This window comes from Methylomonas sp. LL1 (genome assembly GCF_015711015.1).
GTDB lineage: Bacteria > Pseudomonadota > Gammaproteobacteria > Methylococcales > Methylomonadaceae > Methylomonas.
This window is the reverse complement of sequence record NZ_CP064653.1, coordinates 2,140,259-2,156,614: the sequence shown is the minus strand read 5'-3', so window position 1 is coordinate 2,156,614 and position 16,356 is coordinate 2,140,259. Positions and strand designations below refer to the sequence as shown.

Sequence of the window (16,356 nt, the reverse complement as noted above, 5' to 3'; positions counted from 1 at the left end):
CAAATTTGTTCGGCCTATGAACCCAACGATTTTGCTGCGGCAATCGCTGCCTGTCCCAAGGCCAGCCCGCCGTCGTTCATCGGATAACGTTGCGGCGCCAGCACGGTTTTTCCCGCAGCGCGCAATGCTCGGCCGACGCCTTCCAATAATAAGCGGTTTTGAAACACGCCGCCGCTGAGGACGATACAGTCCGTGCCGGTTTGGGCGCTGAGTTGCAGCAGTAGCGAGACGCTGGCGTCGATCAGGCTGTGGTGAATGCGGGCGGCGATGACGGCTTTTTCGATGCCGTGTTTCAGATCGTTCAGCACCGCCAGCCAAAGCCCCCGCCAGCTTAAAATCGCCATGCCGTTAGTGGTTTCCATCGTCCAGGCATCGGGATAAGCCTGCTGCTGCGCAAAACCAGGCGTCGCCAAAGTTTCCAGTGCGATGGCGGCCTGACCTTCGTAGTCGATTGCTTCGGTATGCAAACCCAGCGCGGCGGCAAAGGCATCGAACCAACGGCCGCAGGAACTGCACAGCGGCGAATTGAGGTTTTTGCCTATCATGTTATCCAAGGTAGCCAGCGGCTTGGCGGCCAGTAATTGCACGACGGCCAAGTCTGGATAATCCCGCTGCAACGCCGGCCAATCGAAATAATGCCGCAATTGCGCATAGGTATTGCGCCAGGGTTCGCGCATGGCCTGATTACCGCCGGGCAGGGCGATGGCCTGCAAATGGCCGAGCCGGCTGCAATGCCGATAATCGCCCAGCAAAAATTCACCGCCCCATAATGCCTCGTCGTCGCCCATACCCAGACCGTCGAAAATGGCGGCCAGCACCGGTTTGGTTTGCAAGGCAATGCCGTGTTCGGCCAGACAGGCGGCCAGATGAGCGTGGTGATGATGCACATCGACCAGCTGGCAATGGTCGGCGTCGACCAACGCTTGGCCGTATTGGCTGGATAAATAGCCGGGGTGCCGGTCCACGGCAATATGCGTGGTTTGAAAGCCGTATAGCTGTTGGTACAGTCCGATCAGTTGCCGATAATCCAGTTGCACGCTTGCGCTTTCCAGGTCGCCGATGTGTTGCGAAACGATAGCCTGGCCGGCTTTGACTAGACAGAAACTGTTCTTTAATTCCGCGCCCATGGCCAGAACGCCGTCCGCCGCTTCAAAACCGGGCGGCAAGGTCAGCGCTTCCGGGCTGTAACCGCGCGCCCGGCGCAATAGCCGTATTTCGCCGTCCATCTCGCGTACTACCGAGTCGTCCAGACGATTCACAATATCTCTGTCATGCAGTAGCCAATAATCGGCGATGCCGGCCATTTTGCGCCTGGCCTCGGCATTTTCGGTGCATTGCGGTTCGTCGCTGAGATTACCGGACGTCATCACCAGCGGCATCTCCAACGCTTGCAGCAACAAACTGTGCAGCGGTGTGTAGGGCAGCATGAAACCCAGCCTGTCGTCACCGGGGGCAATGCCGGCGGCCAGCCGTTCGCCCGCGGCACGCAGCAATACAATCGGCGCGGCCTTATCCTGCAAGGCCCACCCTTCCAAATCGCTGACGGCGGCATGCCGGCGAATCGCCGCAAGGTCTTTGGCCATCAACGCGAATGGTTTGGCGTAACGGCGTTTGCGTTGCCGCAGCTTGTCCACGGCAGCATTATCGGCGGCGTTGCAGGCCAGGTGAAACCCGCCCAGGCCTTTGATGGCGACGATGTAGCCCTGGCGCAGCAGGTCGACTGTGTGCTCGATCGGATCTGGTATGCCGGCTAACCGGCCCTCGCTATCTTCCAGCCACAAATTTGGGCCGCAAGCCGGGCAGCAGTTGGCCTGGGCATGAAAGCGGCGGTCGGCCGGATCGGCGTACTCGCGTTGGCAGGCCGGGCACATGGGAAATGCCGCCATACTGGTGTTGCCGCGGTCGTAAGGCACACGCTGGACGATGGACAGGCGCGGCCCGCAATGGGTGCAGTTGCTGAACGGGTAGCGGTAACGGCGGTTATTGGGGTCGGCGATGTCGGCCAGACAGGCGGGACAGGTGGCGGCATCGGCGGCGATGGGGGTTTGCACGCCGTCCAGGCGGCTGTCGGCAATGCGAAAATCCGCATAATCGGGCCATTGGGCCAAGGCCGATACCTCCAGACTTTCCAGTTTGGCCAGCGGCGGCAGCTGCTGCGGGATTTGCCTGATGAAGGCGTCCAGATCGGTTTCACTGCCAAAGGCATGAATCAACACGCCCTGGCCGTCGTTCCACACTTCGCCGCGCAAACCGTGCTGACGGGCCAGATGCCAGATCATCGGCCTAAAGCCGACGCCCTGCACCACGCCGCGCGCCCGGATGGTTTTGCCCGGCATCAGCAGATGCGCGGCAACTGTTCGCCCACCGGCCAGTCGACGATGCGGCTGCCGCCGAAGGCCGTGCGCATTTGCACGAAGCCGTGCGCATCGGCTATCACTTCGCCGATGATGGCGGCGTCGCGGCCCAGCGGGTGGGCTTGCATGACATGTAAAAGTTGTTCGGCGGCAATGGCGGAGCAGATGCATACCAGCTTGCCTTCGTTAGCGACGTACAGCGGGTCCAAGCCCAGAATTTCGCAGGCAGCCTTGACTTGCGCTTTCATCGGAATTCTGGCTTCGTCTATCACCATGCCAACCCCGGATTGCCGGGCCAGTTCGTTCAAGGCGGTGGCCAAGCCGCCGCGAGTCGGGTCGCGCAGGCAATGGATTTCACTGCCCGCGGCCGCCACCATGGCGGCGACCAATTCGTGCAAAGCCGCCGAATCGGAGACGATACTGGTCTCGAACTCCAAGTGTTCCCGCCCGGCCATAATGGCCACGCCGTGATCACCCATCGAACCACTGACCAGAATCGCATGCCCCGGTTTGGCGCGGTCGCCGGAGATCGTCACCCCTTCCGGCACGATGCCCACCCCGGTGGTGGTAATGAACACCCCGTCACCCTTGCCGCGTTCCACCACCTTGGTATCGCCGGTGACGATGGGCGTGCCGGCCTTTTGGGCGGCGGCGGCCATGCTGATGACGATGCGTTCCAGATCGGCCAGCGGCAAGCCTTCTTCCAGAATAAAACCGGCTGCCAGATACAAAGGCTTGGCGCCGGACATGGCGACATCGTTGACGGTGCCGTGTACCGCCAGCGAACCGATGTCGCCGCCTGGAAAGAACAGCGGCGAAATCACGTGACCGTCGGTGCTGATCACAAAACGGCCGGCCGGCACGCTGAACAAGGCCTGATCGTTATGCTGGCGCAGCAAATCGTTATCGAAATGCTTGAGGAACAATTCGTCGATCAATTGCGCCATGGCGCGGCCGCCGCCGCCGTGGCTGAGGTCGACGTGGCCGGATTTTAAATTTAAGCTTGAAGTGAATTTTTTGGTCACGGAAAGGGCTCTGTGTTGTCGCGTTTCTTTGGGTTAAGTGTCTGAATGAGAGTTAGCTTGCGATTCTTTTCAGCCAATAGTCCGGTTTTCGATGACAGTGGGCTATGGCAACGATACCCAGCGTGTCGGCGTCAATGCCGTATAAAATCGCATAAGGGAAACGCTTGATTAAACAGCGCCTTAATTGCTGATCGATTGAGATGTAAGCGAGCGGATAACGAATGATTCGTCTGATTGTCGCTTCAAATTCGGTTATAAATTGTCTGTCCAGATTAGTTTGTTGCGTTTCATACCATTCAAATGCCTGATCCAGTTCGGCTTGGGCGGCCTCCAGAAACTCAACCTTCATTTATATTTCCGCATCACCGCATCGTATCCGACCGTCTTTAGTTTTCCATCCCGATAGGCTTGCCAGCGCTTAGCCGCTTCCTGACGCCAATGGCTATCAATTTCCGCATCCGGAACATCCAAATCCGCCAGCAACAATTCCGCCAACTGCAACTTTTCCAGCGCTGGTAGCTGACTGAGCTGTTGATAAATTTCTTGGCTACTGGGCATGGGCCGACTCCGTGATGATTATGCAATGCATTTTACGGTGATTCGACAGAGGTGGCGATATTGCCTCTCAAGCGACCATACGACCAATACGCCGCGCAAGCACCTTCCGACGACACCATGCAGGAACCCATCGGGTTTTCCGGGGTACAGACCGTGCCCAGTAGTTTGCAGTCTTGCGGCTTTTTGGCGCCGCGCAAAATGGCCGGGCATTCGCAACCTTTGACATCGCTGGCCTGAATGGCGGGCATGTCGAAACGCTGTTCGGCGTCGAACTCCGCATAAGCGGCCTTGAGCTTTAAAGCGCTATTCGGAATCAAACCCAAGCCGCGCCATTCGAACTCTGGACGCAGTTCCAATACCTCGTTGACCAAGGCTTGGGCTTTTTGGTTGCCGTCGCGCGTCACCGCGCGGCTGTATTCGTTTTCCACTTCATGCCGGCCATCGTTGAGTTGGCGGATCAGCATCAATGCCGATTGCATTACATCCAACGGTTCGAAGCCGGCGATGACGATGGGTTTGCCGTATTGTTCGGCGAATACTTCGTAAGGCCGGCTGCCGATTACGCTGCTGACATGCGACGGGCCTAAAAAGGCATCTATGGCCACCGGCACCGGCGCATCGAGAATCGCCTGCATCGCCGCCGGCGTCAGCACGTGGTTGCAGAATACCGTAAGGTTTTTTAGCTCTTCGGCCCGAGCCTGCTTGATCGCCACGGCGGTCGGCGGGGTGGTGGTTTCGAAACCGATGGCGAAAAACACCACTTGCCGATCAGAGTTGTCGCGGGCGATTTTCAAAACGTCCTGGGTGGAATAGACCATGCGAATATCGGCACCGCCGGCCTTGGCTTTCAACAGGCTGTTGCGCCCAGTAGCGGGCACCCGCACCAAGTCGGCGTAAGTGCAGAGGATGACGTCGTGTTGTTCGACCAATTGAATCGCGTTGTCGATACGGCCGGTCGGCAGCACGCAGACCGGACAGCCGGGGCCATGGATGAACTCGACATTGGCCGGCATCAAATCCTGCACGCCGTAGCGGAAAATCGCGTGGGTGTGGCCGCCGCAAAACTCCATCAAGCGGTAATGCCGCTCGGGATGGACGGTTTGAGCGATGGCCTGGGCCAATTGTTTAGCCAGATCGTGCCGGCGGAATTCGTCGATGTATTTCATGGCGTCGCCGTCAGGCCGGCTTCGGCGAACAGGGCCAGGGTCTTGATGGCTTCGTCTTCATCGATCTTGTTCAGCGCATAGCCGACGTGAACCAGCACGTAGTCGCCGATTTGGACGTCGTCGACCAGCGCCAGCGAAACTTCGACCTTGACGCCGTCAACGGAAACGGTGGCCATTCCGGTGTTGTCGGAATGGATTTGCAGGATTTGAGCGGGGAGGGCTAAGCACATAAGTTTGTCTTTAATTTTACTGATGTTGTTCGAAATAGCGCCGATGACGCTAAAAAGGATTAATCACTGTCAAGCGATTATCAAATACTTGTCCGTCTTGCATATCTTCCGAGTAAAGAATGTTGCAATTCGCTAATAACGCAGCAGCGACTATCAGGCTGTCCCAATGCGATAGTGAGTAACGTGCTGCCAAATCAATGGCTTTGCGAACAGTAAACGCATCGACTGCGACAATCTCGCACAGATCCAATAAGCTTGATGCAATTTCATGCGCTTCCGGCAATGTAAAACCGTATTTTCTAGTTAAGACGCTAACCGTTTCGTTGATGACTTGAGTACTGATGACCGGCGAGTGTTGAATGATGTCAATCGCTTGTTCCGATTTGCTCTGATCTTGCGACTCGGCATAAACAAACAAATTAGTGTCGGCAAATATTCTAGCGGTCATAGCAATCGTTGCGCTCGAATTTTTCCGCCTTGAAACGACCTCGATATTTGGCCAGTGTAGCCAAGGCGTTTTCCCGGCGCGTTTGTTCCTCTTCTACTTGTTTGGCCTTTAGATTTTCCGCAAAACTCAAGACTTCGCAGGCAGTTTGGTCGGGCATGGTCTTGACGGTTTCGTAAATACGTTCTGCTATGTTCATCTGTTTACCTATTACGTTTTATCAAAGCGTCGAGTAATGTTGTGTCGCTATGCGACTGATTTTTTTAATGCCGGTTCCCGCACCGGCGGGCGGGATACTTTCTTTTGCTTCGCCAAAAGAAAGTATCCAAAGAAAAGGCGACCCGGATGCCGCTTGATCCTGTGCTCCTCAGTTTTGGCAGGGGTTGCTTGAAGGGGCGTCCCAGCCCCTGCAAGCAACGCGATGCATCCCTGCATCGCCCCTTGTATGATGAATTTTAACAACCGATAGCCTAGAAGAACCGATTAAGCTGTCATCGTTCATTGGGAGGCCGTTCGCCCCTGAGGACTGGTAAATACCAGAGCCTGTGCTGTAGATTGGCCCCCGCCCTATTCACCCATACCGTGGAGTATCCGAGGCTTAGAGCCTGCATACACAAGGAAGGTAGGTGCATGCGCAGGGTCGGGAACCGGTGAATAGTGTACTTAACCTTTAACTGAATTAAAAAACGATTATGACGAACCTCCCAATCAATGCCATCGCTGAATCTATCCACCGCCTGTTTGCCGGCGTGGATGTCGGAGCCGATGAATTGGTGCTGGTGATCCGCAAGAACGGCAAGTCGTTCGATCCACAAAAATATGCCAATACCCGCTCTGACCGTGCCCGCTTGGTCAACAAGCTGATCAAGCTGCCGGGCATCAAAGTCTGCCTGGAAGCCACCGGCATTTACCATTTCGACCTGGCAATTGCGTTGCATGACGCCGGTATTCCCGTGATGGTCGTCAATCCCAAGGCCTCGCATAACTTCGCCAAGGTGTTGATGAGAAACAGCAAAACCGATGCCGTTGATGCCAATACCCTGGCCGAATACGTCGAGCGCATGGACTTTGTCGCCTGGACCCGGCCATCGAATCAGACCCTGGCTTTGCGCGGGTTTGCCCGCCGCATTGATGCGCTGACCGGTCAGAAAGCTGCCGCGAAAAACCATCTGCATGCACTGAGTGCGACTCAGGAAACTCCAAAGGCGTTGCTGCGCGATGCCAAGCTGGCGATCAGTCAATTGGAAAAACGCATCGATACCTTGGCCGCCGAAGCGATGACCTTGATCAACCAGCACCCGGAACTCAAGCGTGTTTTTGAGTTGCTGACCGGCATCAAAGGCATTGCCCAAACCAGCGCCATTGCTTTGATGGGCGAACTGCTGTTATTGCCACCCAACCTGTCGCATCGCGAATGGGTCAAGTTTGCCGGGCTCGATCCCAAAGCCTTTGAATCCGGCAAAAGCGTACATAAGAAAATGCGGCTGTCCAAGGCGGGTAACCGGCATATTCGCTCGGCATTGTATATGCCGGCCTTGAGCGCCAAACAGCATGATCCCCATGTCAGCGCTTATTTCCAGCACTTGGTCGACAACGGCAAGAAACCTTTACAGGCCGTCTGCGCAGTGATGCGTAAATTACTGCATGCGATCCATGGCATGCTAAAGCACGACCAGCCGTTCGATAACACACGGTTTTATGTCATTCCGACACCCATCATCGCTGAGTGAAAAAGTGATGGAATTTTGTTGACTTGGAACAGAGTATCTATGGGCTGATCCCGCCAAAACCTCCGGTGCTCGGCGCGGCATAACGGGAGAGAATAATCATGAAATACAACGCCAAGTATCAATATTGTTGGAGCTACAATGTCTATTAGCTTTCCTGAATGAGTTTACGAACTGTCAATTCAAGCGTTGTGCAAAACGCTTCGTTAGTACGTACCCAAAGTGCTAAAAATGCCCCTCGAACAATTTCCTCAGGGACAAAACCAATCTTAATTCCTAACTGATTAAAGAGCAGGTGTGGATCACGATTAGTCCGAATTACTTCATCCATTGAACGGCGAACTAAGTCTTGCGCTTCGGGAGCACGTTGGCATGACACAGTGAGAATGGCAAGATCAGTTTCCAAACGCATTTGAGCGTTTTCAAATATTGTCAGTTCTGGTTGAGAGCCGGGAAGGCGAAAAATTCCAGTATCACTTTGTTCTGTCTGTCTGGAGTCTCCGTCAATTACGCAAAGTGATCGAAAAGTAATAGTGATGTGTCAACACTTTTCCGGACACACAGCTAAGCAGCTTTAAGCTGCAATTCGTAGTCAACGGGCGACAAGTAGCCATTGGCGGAATGAAGTCGCTCGCGGTTATAAAACACTTCGATATATTCGAATACGGCCTGCCTGGCCTCGGATCGGGTTCGATAGGTCTGGTGATGTATCAACTCGATTTTCAGGGTATGAAAGAAACTTTCCGAGACGGCATTATCCCAGCAGTTTCCCTTACGACTCATGCTTTGCCGGATGCCGTGTTGCGTTAATAAGGCTCGATGGCTGTCCGATGCATATTGGCTGCCGCGATCGGTATGCCATAGCAAGCCTTTCTCGGGCTTGCGCTTCCAAACCGCCATCAGTAGCGCATCGTTCACCAGTTTGGTCCGCATATGTTCGGCCATAGACCAGCCCACGACTTGCCGGGAATAGAGATCAATCACCACGGCCAGATACAGCCAGCCCTCCTGCGTATGGATATAGGTGATGTCGCCGGCATAAACTTGATTGGGCTTTTCCACGGCAAATTGCCGATCCAGGTGATTGGACGCAACCGGTTGATGATGCTTCGAATTCGTCGTGGCTTTGAATTTGCGCTTGGTTTTACAGGCCAACCCCGCTTCCCGCATCAAACGACCGATACGGCGGCGGCTGACGGTTCGGTTCTGAGCGGATAAGGCGGCTTTGAGACGGCGCGTACCGTAGGTTGCCCGGCTTTTGCCAAAGGTGCTTTGGATCATCTCGGATAGGGCGGCATCGTCTTGTTCGCCCGCAGAGGGGCCTTGCTTCAGCCAGTCGTAGTAGGCGCTTCGGGATACCCTCATGAACCGGCACAGGGTATCTACCGCAAAGTCCTCTGCATGCTGCTTGATCCAGGCGTACTTCATCTTTGTTCCTTGGCGAAGTACGCCGCTGCCTTTTTTAGTAAATCGCGCTCCTCGGTCAATCGGGCCACTTCCTTCTTAAGGCGCTTGAGTTCATCGTACAGATGTTCATCGGTACGGACCGCTTTATTGCTGTCTTTGGGGCGACTGTATTTTCCTATCCAGGTATGCAAGGTATTGACGTTAATGCCAAGATCCTGGGCTACCTGGCTGATCGGTTTATCGGATTCATTCGCCAACTTGACGGCTGAGGCTCTGAATTCGGCTGTATAGGTATTGGGTTTTTCTTGGCTCATTTTGGATTCACGCTTTTTCAGGTTATTTTAAAAAGTGTGTCCGGTTTAGTGTAGCCACATCATAGAAGGGTTAGCCATGTGCGCACAATGTGTGGTTACAGCATTACCGTCGCCTGCAACAGCATGAACTTCAACTTGTTCGTAATCATTTCCAAGCTTCTCACGTAGAATTGCATTTACCCAGCACTTTGCAAACTCGTCTTCAACAAATATGGCGAGTTTTTTATCCACTCTTCCTGCAACTGCCCGAAGAGCTTCAACATTTAACTTGCCCTGTCTTAGCCTCCCATCAATGCAAGCCCAGATCGCCTCATTTGGTAACGGAGATAGTGCATAATCACTATGTGTTGTGAAAATAGCTTGTATTGATCGCCTTTCGGCCGCATCAATCAAATATTCCACCATTCTCCGGGTCGCAACTGGGTGAAGCCCATTTTCGATCTCTTCAATAAGAATTAGGCTATTAATTGGTGCAGCTTCGATTTCAGTAATCATTCGGATAATTGATGACTCTCCAGCTCCGAAATGGAATTCTGAATACTGATTTTCTCCGTTACGTCCAATAAAAAAATCATCATCATGACCTACATCGGTGACTTTAAATCCTTCAACTGACTTACCAAGAATATGCTCGATTTGCTGTGCGACTGTTTGGGGTAAGTCTGAAAGAGTACCCTGATGATGATATGTGGAGCGCATTAGTTTCTTGAAGCGTGGTTTCTCGCCAGCTGGGACTGTTCTTTCAATTCCAAAAAACAATACATCGCGATCTAGAACTTCACCGCGAACCCACTTGGATTGTCTAAATGTACTGCTCCTTTTTACGGTCTGTCGTTGATTAATATCTTTATCAACAACCTCATATTCAATTCGCCATTCAGACATAGACTCGTCGCCAATAGCACTCTTTGGGAAAAATAAGCCAGGTTTTATCCGTTTGTAAGCGCAACCCGCAGCTCCGAGAACTGAAGATTTTCCGCTACCATTTGGTCCAATTAATGCGGTAACGGGAAACTCAAAAGTTATGTCTTCACCCGTGAATCCACGGACTTTGGCAATACTCGACTTGAGCAAATACTTGCCATAGTCATGCTTTCGAACTTTGTCGAGTAACATAACTTTTGTCGATTCTCGAATTTCGCTATATGACATCAGATTTAACCGTAATTAAAATATTTCAGCTTGGTAGGATGAACAAAGTGAAGCGCATCGCGGGCAATACAGATTAGCTTAACCGATATACAAAATTATTGAATTACCATCGATAACGGGATAGGGTTTGCTCCCGTTATTCCGCCCCGAGCATCGCAGCTTTTGGCGAGAATAGACCGATAGGGGAGCGGCAGGGATGCCGCTCGTTTTCGGAGGGGCTGGGAGCCCCTTCCGAAAACCCTCGACAAAAGCGAGAAGCGCAGGATAAAGGCGGAATCCGGGTTGCCTTTTCTTTGGATACTTTCTTTTGGCAACGCAAAAGAAAGTATCTCGGCTGTCGGTCCGAGAACCGACTTCAAAACCATCCGTCGTGACAGCGACACAAAATACCGAACCACCACGACCAATTATATTCGCCCTCTCCCACAGGGAAAGGTAACTGAATCACTAGCCGCCGATAGCAAATCGAGCTATCACCAATAACCCATCAAGCATAATCAATCCGCTGCAACTCCAACTCCGCTTTCAACCACTTCAACCAACTCTCCATGCCTTCCCCGGTCTTGGCCGATAAGGACAATACCTTGATACGCGGATTAACCTGTTTCGCATAACGGATGCATTGCTCGACGTCGAAATCCAGATACGGCAACAGGTCGGTTTTGTTCAGGATCATCAAATCGGCGGCATGGAACATGTCCGGGTATTTGATCGGTTTGTCCTCGCCCTCGGTGACTGACAGGATCACCACCTTGTGCGCCTCGCCCAAATCGAAGGCCGACGGGCAGACCAAGTTGCCGACGTTTTCGATGAACAGCAGGCTGTGGTTGGGCAAATTCAGGCTTTCCAGCGCATGGCCGACACGGTGGGCATCGAGATGGCAGCCCTTGCCGGTGTTGATTTGTACCGCCGCCACGCCGGTGGCGCGGATGCGGTCGGCGTCGCGGGCGGTTTGCTGGTCGCCTTCGATGACCGCGATGTCCAGTTCGCCCTTCAATCGGGTGATGGTTTCGGTCAGCAGGGTGGTTTTGCCGGAGCCGGGGCTGGAGACCAGATTCAAGGCCAGCATGCCGCGATCGGCGAAATAACAACGGTTTTCGTCGGCATAACGGTTGTTTTTGGCCAGGATGTCCTGCTCGATTTGCACCATGCGGGCCTGGGTCAGGCCGGGAGCATGCGCATGTTCGGGGCCGTGTTCATGATGGTGGTGATGACCGTGTTCATGGCCGTGCTGGTGATCGTGAGGATGCTCATGATCGTGTTGTTCGTCGTGCGAGTGGACATGTCCCTCGCCGCAGCCGCAGATGCCGCACATTATTCTACCTCCAGTTCCTTGATTCGCATTTGATCGCCGCCGACGATCTGTAATTGATGGCTGCCGCAGTGCGGGCATTCGTCGTATAGCTGTTGCACCGGTACTTCCCGGCCGCAGGGCATGCACCAGGCAATGCCCGGCAGCTCGATAATTTCCAGTCTGGCCGCTTCGGCCAGCGAGCCTTGCATCACCACTTCAAAGCTGAAACGCATTGCCTCCGGCTCGACGCCGGATAAGGCGCCGATCTCCAGCCACACGGCTGTCACCTTGCGGTAATGCTGGGTTTGGGCTTGATGTTCGATGATTTGTAATACGCTCTCGCAGAGCGACATTTCGTGCATGATGGTTACCAGTCAAACTATTTCAGCCGTAGGGTACGCAGCGCGTACCTTTGAAGCTATCGATGGTACGCGCTGCGTAACCTACCTTTCATTCAATATCAAACTATAGGCCACGCAGGGATCGACCGCATTGATCAGCCATTTCGCCTGCCGCCGCAAACTATCCGCGTCGACCGCGCGCAAGGCTTTTAGGCCTTGTGCGACTACGCCGGCGGGATGAAAATTCCATTCGGTAGGGGCGACGATTCGGTAATCGTACACCCGGCCATCCCGCAATACCAGACGATGAACCAATAAACCACGCGCCGCCGGCACTTGCGCCAGACCGATGCCGTCGCCGCCATAAGCCGATGCCGGCATAAATTCGGTTTCGCCGAATCGCTCCAGCCTTAGCGTAATGTCCGCTACCTCCCACAGAACCGCCGCGAATCGCGCCAGCAAACCGTTGCCGTAACGGTTTTGTAGTGCGGCGATTAAAGGCTGCGATTGCTGCCGGCCAAGCGGCGTCGATTCATGGCATTGGCCTTGCCACTGCGGGGCGCGGCAGAAGGCCGATAAATCCTGTGTTTGTAAGTGCGCCAGCAAGCTTGGGTTGTCCAATGCCGGCAGACAGCCGATGTCGTTGCGGCCAACCGCCTGCCAATCCAGCCGATACAAGCCATGCAATAAGTCGGCGGACAAGGCAGTGTTACCCACTAGCCAGCCAGTCAATTGCGTTTCGTCGGCGATGGCATGAAAGGCCCGCATGCCGCCATCGAAAATCGTTTGATTGAGCAATTCGTTCAATTCCGCCAGCAAGCCGGCCAGCCGGTCCGAGTCGATTTGCAAATGGCTATCCAGCTTAAACGCCTCGCTGTCGCCAAACAAACACGGCTTGAAACGAGTGGTCAGTTTCAGCAAGGCGGCGACGGCGGCTTTATCCGGTTGGCGGCCGAGCAGGCCGGGCCAATCGAGCAATATCCGCCAGGCGTGTTCGCGCACGGTTTCCAATTTCAGCAAACATTCCCGCGCGGCATCGGCCTCCGGCTCCGCATCCAAGCCCAGCGCGGCGCGGCAGGCCAGCAACGCGGCATAAGACTGGGCGTTGCCGCAGAGCGAAAACAGTAGCGGCACTGTGCTCAACAGCTGTTCGGGCGTTTTGCCGAGCAACACCTGCGCCGCCGCTTGCGGTCGGGTCGAGACGATGCGCGCCGCGCTGGCTTGCCCGCCACGATGCGTCAATTCCAGCTGAATTTCCCCGACCGCCGTCACTCAGCGACCGCCGAACTGGCCGCGCAGCATGTCGCGCCGGCTGACCGCGCGTGGCGCCGGGTGGCTTAGCAACGCTTGCAAAGCCGACAGTCCGGCGGTCACGGCGGCGGCCTGATCTGCAAATTGAAACATCGGCGAGAACAGCGAACATTGCGCGTAAGTGCCGAGTTGCGCCTCGCACGCCACGGTAAATTCGAAACTGCCGTAAGGAAACGCTTGCTCGAATTTGTTGCCGGGCGGCTGTGTTATCCAATCGGAGTCCGTTGTCGGTAACATTAGCAGATTCATGCACCATGGCGTGATCAATACCCCCAGCCAGTCGCGGTTAACCCGGCCGAAACCGAGCGCCCGCACCGCAAGGGCCGGGTTGAGCAAGGGCATGCCGAGCATTCGCGTCGTCAGAATCTGGTTGAAGGTTTGTTCCAGCGCCTGTTCGATTTGGGCGCCATCCAGCCATTGCATGCTCAGGCGTCCATCACCAGAAAGTCGCGTTTCGGCGCGCCGCATTGCGGGCAGCTCCAGAAATCCGGCAGCTCGGCAAACGCGGTACCTGGCGCTACTTGCCAGACTTCGTCACCCTCGGCCGGGTCGTAAACATGCCAGCAGATTTTGCATTCCAGTTTGGCATTGGGTGGCAGGCGCGAGTCATCGACACCGTAGGCGCCGGCAAAAAACGCCTCGCTCACAAATACACCTGCAAAATTTCCCGCAAACGCTGGTGGCTGTCGGCAATGTCCTCCGGCGAGGCGCAAGCCACACTCGGCACTTCGCTGACTTCCAGCGTGTTGAGGATCAAAGTATCCTGCGAATTGAAATAACGCACCCACCAGACGTTACGGCTGCCGGTGGCGCTGATCCGGCAATTGCCGTAACCGCGCGACAAGATCGTCACCGTGCCTTGTCCCAGACGTTGCTCCAGAAACGCCAGATCCTGCTCGGTTTGCGGCAGTAGGCTCAGGTTGATGATATGGGCCTCGTCGCCGGGCCGGTAGGCGGCGATTTTGGCATTCAGCTCGGCCAGCAACGGCGGCGCGTTCATCACCCCGTCCGGCAGCGCGCTCATGTCGCTATCGATTTGCTCGGCGGCAGCGGCGAAGGCCGTTTGGGCGACGCTTTGCGGCATGATGCCGACCTCCAACACGTCGGCGAGCAGGCGTTGGCCGTCGCTTTGCTGCGAGCGCCAAACCCCGGCCAGCACCGATTCCTGGATGCGCAGTTGGTGCGCGCCGCCGCAAATCACGCTGACCTCGCCTTCGCCGAGTAGTTCGTCGACGAAACGGCGGTTGGTCTGATCCAGGCCGATCAGGTCGATGGTAGCGTTGCCTGTCGGGTAAGCCGCCAAATCCTGTTCGAGCTGCTGCAGCACGGTCTTGGCTTGCACCAAATCCGCTGCGTTCAAATCGACCGAAATCTGCGGCATCCGGTAGGTGGTCATTTCTTCCGGCATCGCCAGATATTCCAGCTCGACGCCGTCTTCCTCGGCGGGTTGACTGCCTTGGCCGAAAATGGGGAGGGATATTGAGGTCATGTTTTGGGTGTTTGTTTATGTTTAGGTGTTTGTTTTATTTGGTGTCGCTATCTATCGCGAGGATGTTTTTTGAAGTCGGTTCTCGCACCGACGGGCGAGATACTTTCTTTTGCGTCGCCAAAAGAAAGTATCCAAAGAAAAGGCGACCCGGATTCCGCGTTGATCCTGCGCGCCGAAGTTTTTGAACGGGGTTTTCCGAAGGGGCCTCCCAGCCCCTACGTAAAATGCGATGCATCCCTGCATCGCCCCTGCGGGCTGATCCGCTCAAAACCTCCGGTGCTCGGCGCGGTATAACGGGAGGAAACCCGTCCCGAAATTCGGCGGAAACTTGGATAAATGTAGGGTGGGCACACGCTTTTCGTGCCCACGCGGGGAAATGTGGCAATCGAAAATTATTTGGAATCCGAGAGATTAATGTCGTAAAGGGTGGGCAAAATGCCTACCCTAGATGGCTTAAATTTTTCAAACAGTCCTTTACCCAAAGATAGGCTTTATCCCTGTATATCCGAATAAAATTGATATGAGAATCTTTGCTTCTATCAAATTTGGCGTATGTGTTGCCATTTTCATGAATTATGGATTCAGGAAAATTTTTTTCTAAAAAAGACCTGGGATTAGGATAATCGATAATAGCATGAGATACAAAATCTCTGGCCATCTTTACATCATTATAAAAATCTGGCTTAGAAACACCCCTCCCTTTATTAGTATCACAGCATTCTTCCATTATTAAAAAATAATTTCTTAATTGATGCTCAACCAGATAAGGGCCGGAGAAATACTCGGCCTCGCTGAAAATTCCGATTAGCCTTTGAAATTCCAAGCAAGTCTGTGGGAAAGTTTTGGGTAAAGATACTGGACTCATTATTACCTTAGCTTGGAGGGTAGAATTGAAGCCTCCTCCTAAAATACGTCCATATGGCTCGCCACGTTCATGCATTTCGATAACATTCAATAGTTCTTGTGGACACCTAGTTGGAATACTAAATTCTTTCCCATCGCTTGAGCGGTAATTAATAGTAGGCTCATCTCCTTTTCTCATTCTGGGGTTATCCATGATTTGCATGGCTAGCAAGAACTGATCAATTTTGAGTTTTAGATCACCTATCTCTATACCAATTAATTCAGGTGGGACATCATCTTTCCAAACTATTAACCGGCCGGTATTAGGGCTATTTTCATTTAGCAAAAATTCAGCGCATTCTTGCTCCCAGCAAATGCTTGGTTCATGGTAGGTGGCTTGAATGTTTTCAAGGCATTGTTCTATTTTAAGTTTTCGCATAAAAATTCCAATTACGGTAGGATGTGCTGAACGGAGTGACGCGCATCGGTCGCGAGCGATGTGTCCTCCATCGTCGGCAGCCTACAACACAATTACAATCCTAGCCTTCAAAATCATCTAACAGCCTTTCATCTCGCGATGGGGTTGTTCCCGTTATTCCGCCCCGAACATCGCAGCTTTTGGCGAGAATATCCTGATAAGGGAGCGGCAAGGATGCCGCAAAAGAAAGTATCTCGGCTGTCGGTCCGAAAACCGATATAC

At 54.0% G+C, this 16,356-nt stretch carries 20 protein-coding genes; 1 reads left to right on the top strand and 19 read right to left on the bottom strand.

Features of this window, described 5'->3' with window-relative positions:
• Positions 1–14: 14 nt before the first annotated feature.
• The 8 genes from hypF to IVG45_RS10035 are packed head-to-tail and all read right to left on the bottom strand — an operon-like array spanning position 15 to position 5,977.
• Complete coding sequence (gene hypF / locus IVG45_RS10070) at positions 15–2,336, bottom strand: carbamoyltransferase HypF (RefSeq protein ID WP_196437678.1); 2,322 nt, start codon at positions 2,334–2,336, stop codon at positions 15–17.
• Positions 2,336–3,379 (bottom strand): hydrogenase expression/formation protein HypE, encoded by a 1,044-nt coding sequence (gene hypE / locus IVG45_RS10065; protein ID WP_196437677.1) that lies wholly within the window; start codon positions 3,377–3,379, stop codon positions 2,336–2,338. Before hypE ends, hypF begins: the two co-directional genes overlap by 1 nt.
• Positions 3,380–3,431: 52 nt before the next feature.
• The gene (locus tag IVG45_RS10060) at positions 3,432–3,728 is read right to left on the bottom strand and encodes a type II toxin-antitoxin system RelE/ParE family toxin (protein WP_196437676.1); all 297 of its coding nucleotides are present in this window, start codon (positions 3,726–3,728) and stop codon (positions 3,432–3,434) included.
• Positions 3,725–3,937, bottom strand: a complete 213-nt coding sequence (locus IVG45_RS10055; protein WP_196437675.1) for an addiction module protein — start codon at positions 3,935–3,937, stop codon at positions 3,725–3,727. Before IVG45_RS10055 ends, IVG45_RS10060 begins: the two co-directional genes overlap by 4 nt.
• 32 nt (positions 3,938–3,969) lie before the next feature.
• Entirely contained in the window at positions 3,970–5,103 is a 1,134-nt protein-coding gene (gene hypD / locus IVG45_RS10050) for a hydrogenase formation protein HypD (protein ID WP_196437674.1), read from the bottom strand.
• Positions 5,100–5,333 carry a HypC/HybG/HupF family hydrogenase formation chaperone gene (locus tag IVG45_RS10045; protein ID WP_196437673.1) on the bottom strand — a complete coding sequence of 78 codons (234 nt, stop codon included), beginning with the start codon at positions 5,331–5,333 and terminating at the stop codon, positions 5,100–5,102. The genes hypD and IVG45_RS10045 overlap by 4 nt, the downstream gene beginning before the upstream one ends.
• Before the next feature lie 49 nt (positions 5,334–5,382).
• Positions 5,383–5,781 carry a PIN domain-containing protein gene (locus IVG45_RS10040; protein ID WP_196437672.1) on the bottom strand — a complete coding sequence of 133 codons (399 nt, stop codon included), beginning with the start codon at positions 5,779–5,781 and terminating at the stop codon, positions 5,383–5,385.
• Positions 5,771–5,977: a DUF2281 domain-containing protein gene (locus tag IVG45_RS10035; RefSeq protein ID WP_196437671.1), complete on the bottom strand. Its 207-nt coding sequence runs from the start codon at positions 5,975–5,977 to the stop codon at positions 5,771–5,773. Before IVG45_RS10035 ends, IVG45_RS10040 begins: the two co-directional genes overlap by 11 nt.
• A 493-nt stretch (positions 5,978–6,470) precedes the next feature.
• On the opposite strand from IVG45_RS10035, the gene IVG45_RS10030 reads away from it, so the two are divergent.
• Positions 6,471–7,508, top strand: coding sequence for an IS110 family transposase (locus tag IVG45_RS10030; protein ID WP_196434802.1), 1,038 nt, complete (start codon positions 6,471–6,473; stop codon positions 7,506–7,508).
• Positions 7,509–7,653: 145 nt separating this feature from the next.
• On the opposite strand, the gene IVG45_RS10025 is transcribed toward IVG45_RS10030, so the two are convergent.
• The 11 genes from IVG45_RS10025 to IVG45_RS09975 all read right to left on the bottom strand — a co-directional run bounded on the left by IVG45_RS10025 (position 7,654) and on the right by IVG45_RS09975 (position 16,095).
• Positions 7,654–7,917 (bottom strand): hypothetical protein, encoded by a 264-nt coding sequence (locus tag IVG45_RS10025; protein WP_196437670.1) that lies wholly within the window; start codon positions 7,915–7,917, stop codon positions 7,654–7,656.
• 152 nt (positions 7,918–8,069) lie between these two features.
• Positions 8,070–8,933 carry an IS3 family transposase gene (locus IVG45_RS10020; protein ID WP_196433927.1) on the bottom strand — a complete coding sequence of 288 codons (864 nt, stop codon included), beginning with the start codon at positions 8,931–8,933 and terminating at the stop codon, positions 8,070–8,072.
• Positions 8,930–9,226, bottom strand: coding sequence for a transposase (locus tag IVG45_RS10015; RefSeq protein ID WP_196433868.1), 297 nt, complete (start codon positions 9,224–9,226; stop codon positions 8,930–8,932). Before IVG45_RS10015 ends, IVG45_RS10020 begins: the two co-directional genes overlap by 4 nt.
• A gap of 45 nt (positions 9,227–9,271) precedes the next feature.
• Complete coding sequence (locus IVG45_RS10010; RefSeq protein ID WP_196437669.1) at positions 9,272–10,378, bottom strand: ATP-dependent nuclease; 1,107 nt, start codon at positions 10,376–10,378, stop codon at positions 9,272–9,274.
• Positions 10,379–10,865: 487 nt separating this feature from the next.
• Entirely contained in the window at positions 10,866–11,693 is an 828-nt protein-coding gene (gene hypB, locus IVG45_RS10005) for a hydrogenase nickel incorporation protein HypB (protein ID WP_196437668.1), read from the bottom strand.
• On the bottom strand, positions 11,693–12,034 hold the full coding sequence (hypA, locus tag IVG45_RS10000) for a hydrogenase maturation nickel metallochaperone HypA (RefSeq protein WP_196437667.1): 342 nt from the start codon (positions 12,032–12,034) through the stop codon (positions 11,693–11,695). Before hypA ends, hypB begins: the two co-directional genes overlap by 1 nt.
• 81 nt (positions 12,035–12,115) lie before the next feature.
• A complete protein-coding gene (locus IVG45_RS09995) occupies positions 12,116–13,285 on the bottom strand; it encodes a nickel-dependent hydrogenase large subunit (protein ID WP_196437666.1) in 1,170 nt (389 codons plus the stop codon).
• Positions 13,286–13,747 (bottom strand): [NiFe]-hydrogenase assembly chaperone HybE, encoded by a 462-nt coding sequence (hybE, locus tag IVG45_RS09990; protein ID WP_196437665.1) that lies wholly within the window; start codon positions 13,745–13,747, stop codon positions 13,286–13,288.
• A gap of 2 nt (positions 13,748–13,749) precedes the next feature.
• Positions 13,750–13,971, bottom strand: coding sequence for a rubredoxin (locus IVG45_RS09985; RefSeq protein WP_196437664.1), 222 nt, complete (start codon positions 13,969–13,971; stop codon positions 13,750–13,752).
• Positions 13,968–14,813, bottom strand: a complete 846-nt coding sequence (locus tag IVG45_RS09980; RefSeq protein WP_196437663.1) for a hydrogenase expression/formation protein — start codon at positions 14,811–14,813, stop codon at positions 13,968–13,970. Before IVG45_RS09980 ends, IVG45_RS09985 begins: the two co-directional genes overlap by 4 nt.
• A 439-nt stretch (positions 14,814–15,252) precedes the next feature.
• On the bottom strand, positions 15,253–16,095 hold the full coding sequence (locus tag IVG45_RS09975; protein WP_196437662.1) for a hypothetical protein: 843 nt from the start codon (positions 16,093–16,095) through the stop codon (positions 15,253–15,255).
• Positions 16,096–16,356: the final 261 nt, after the last annotated feature.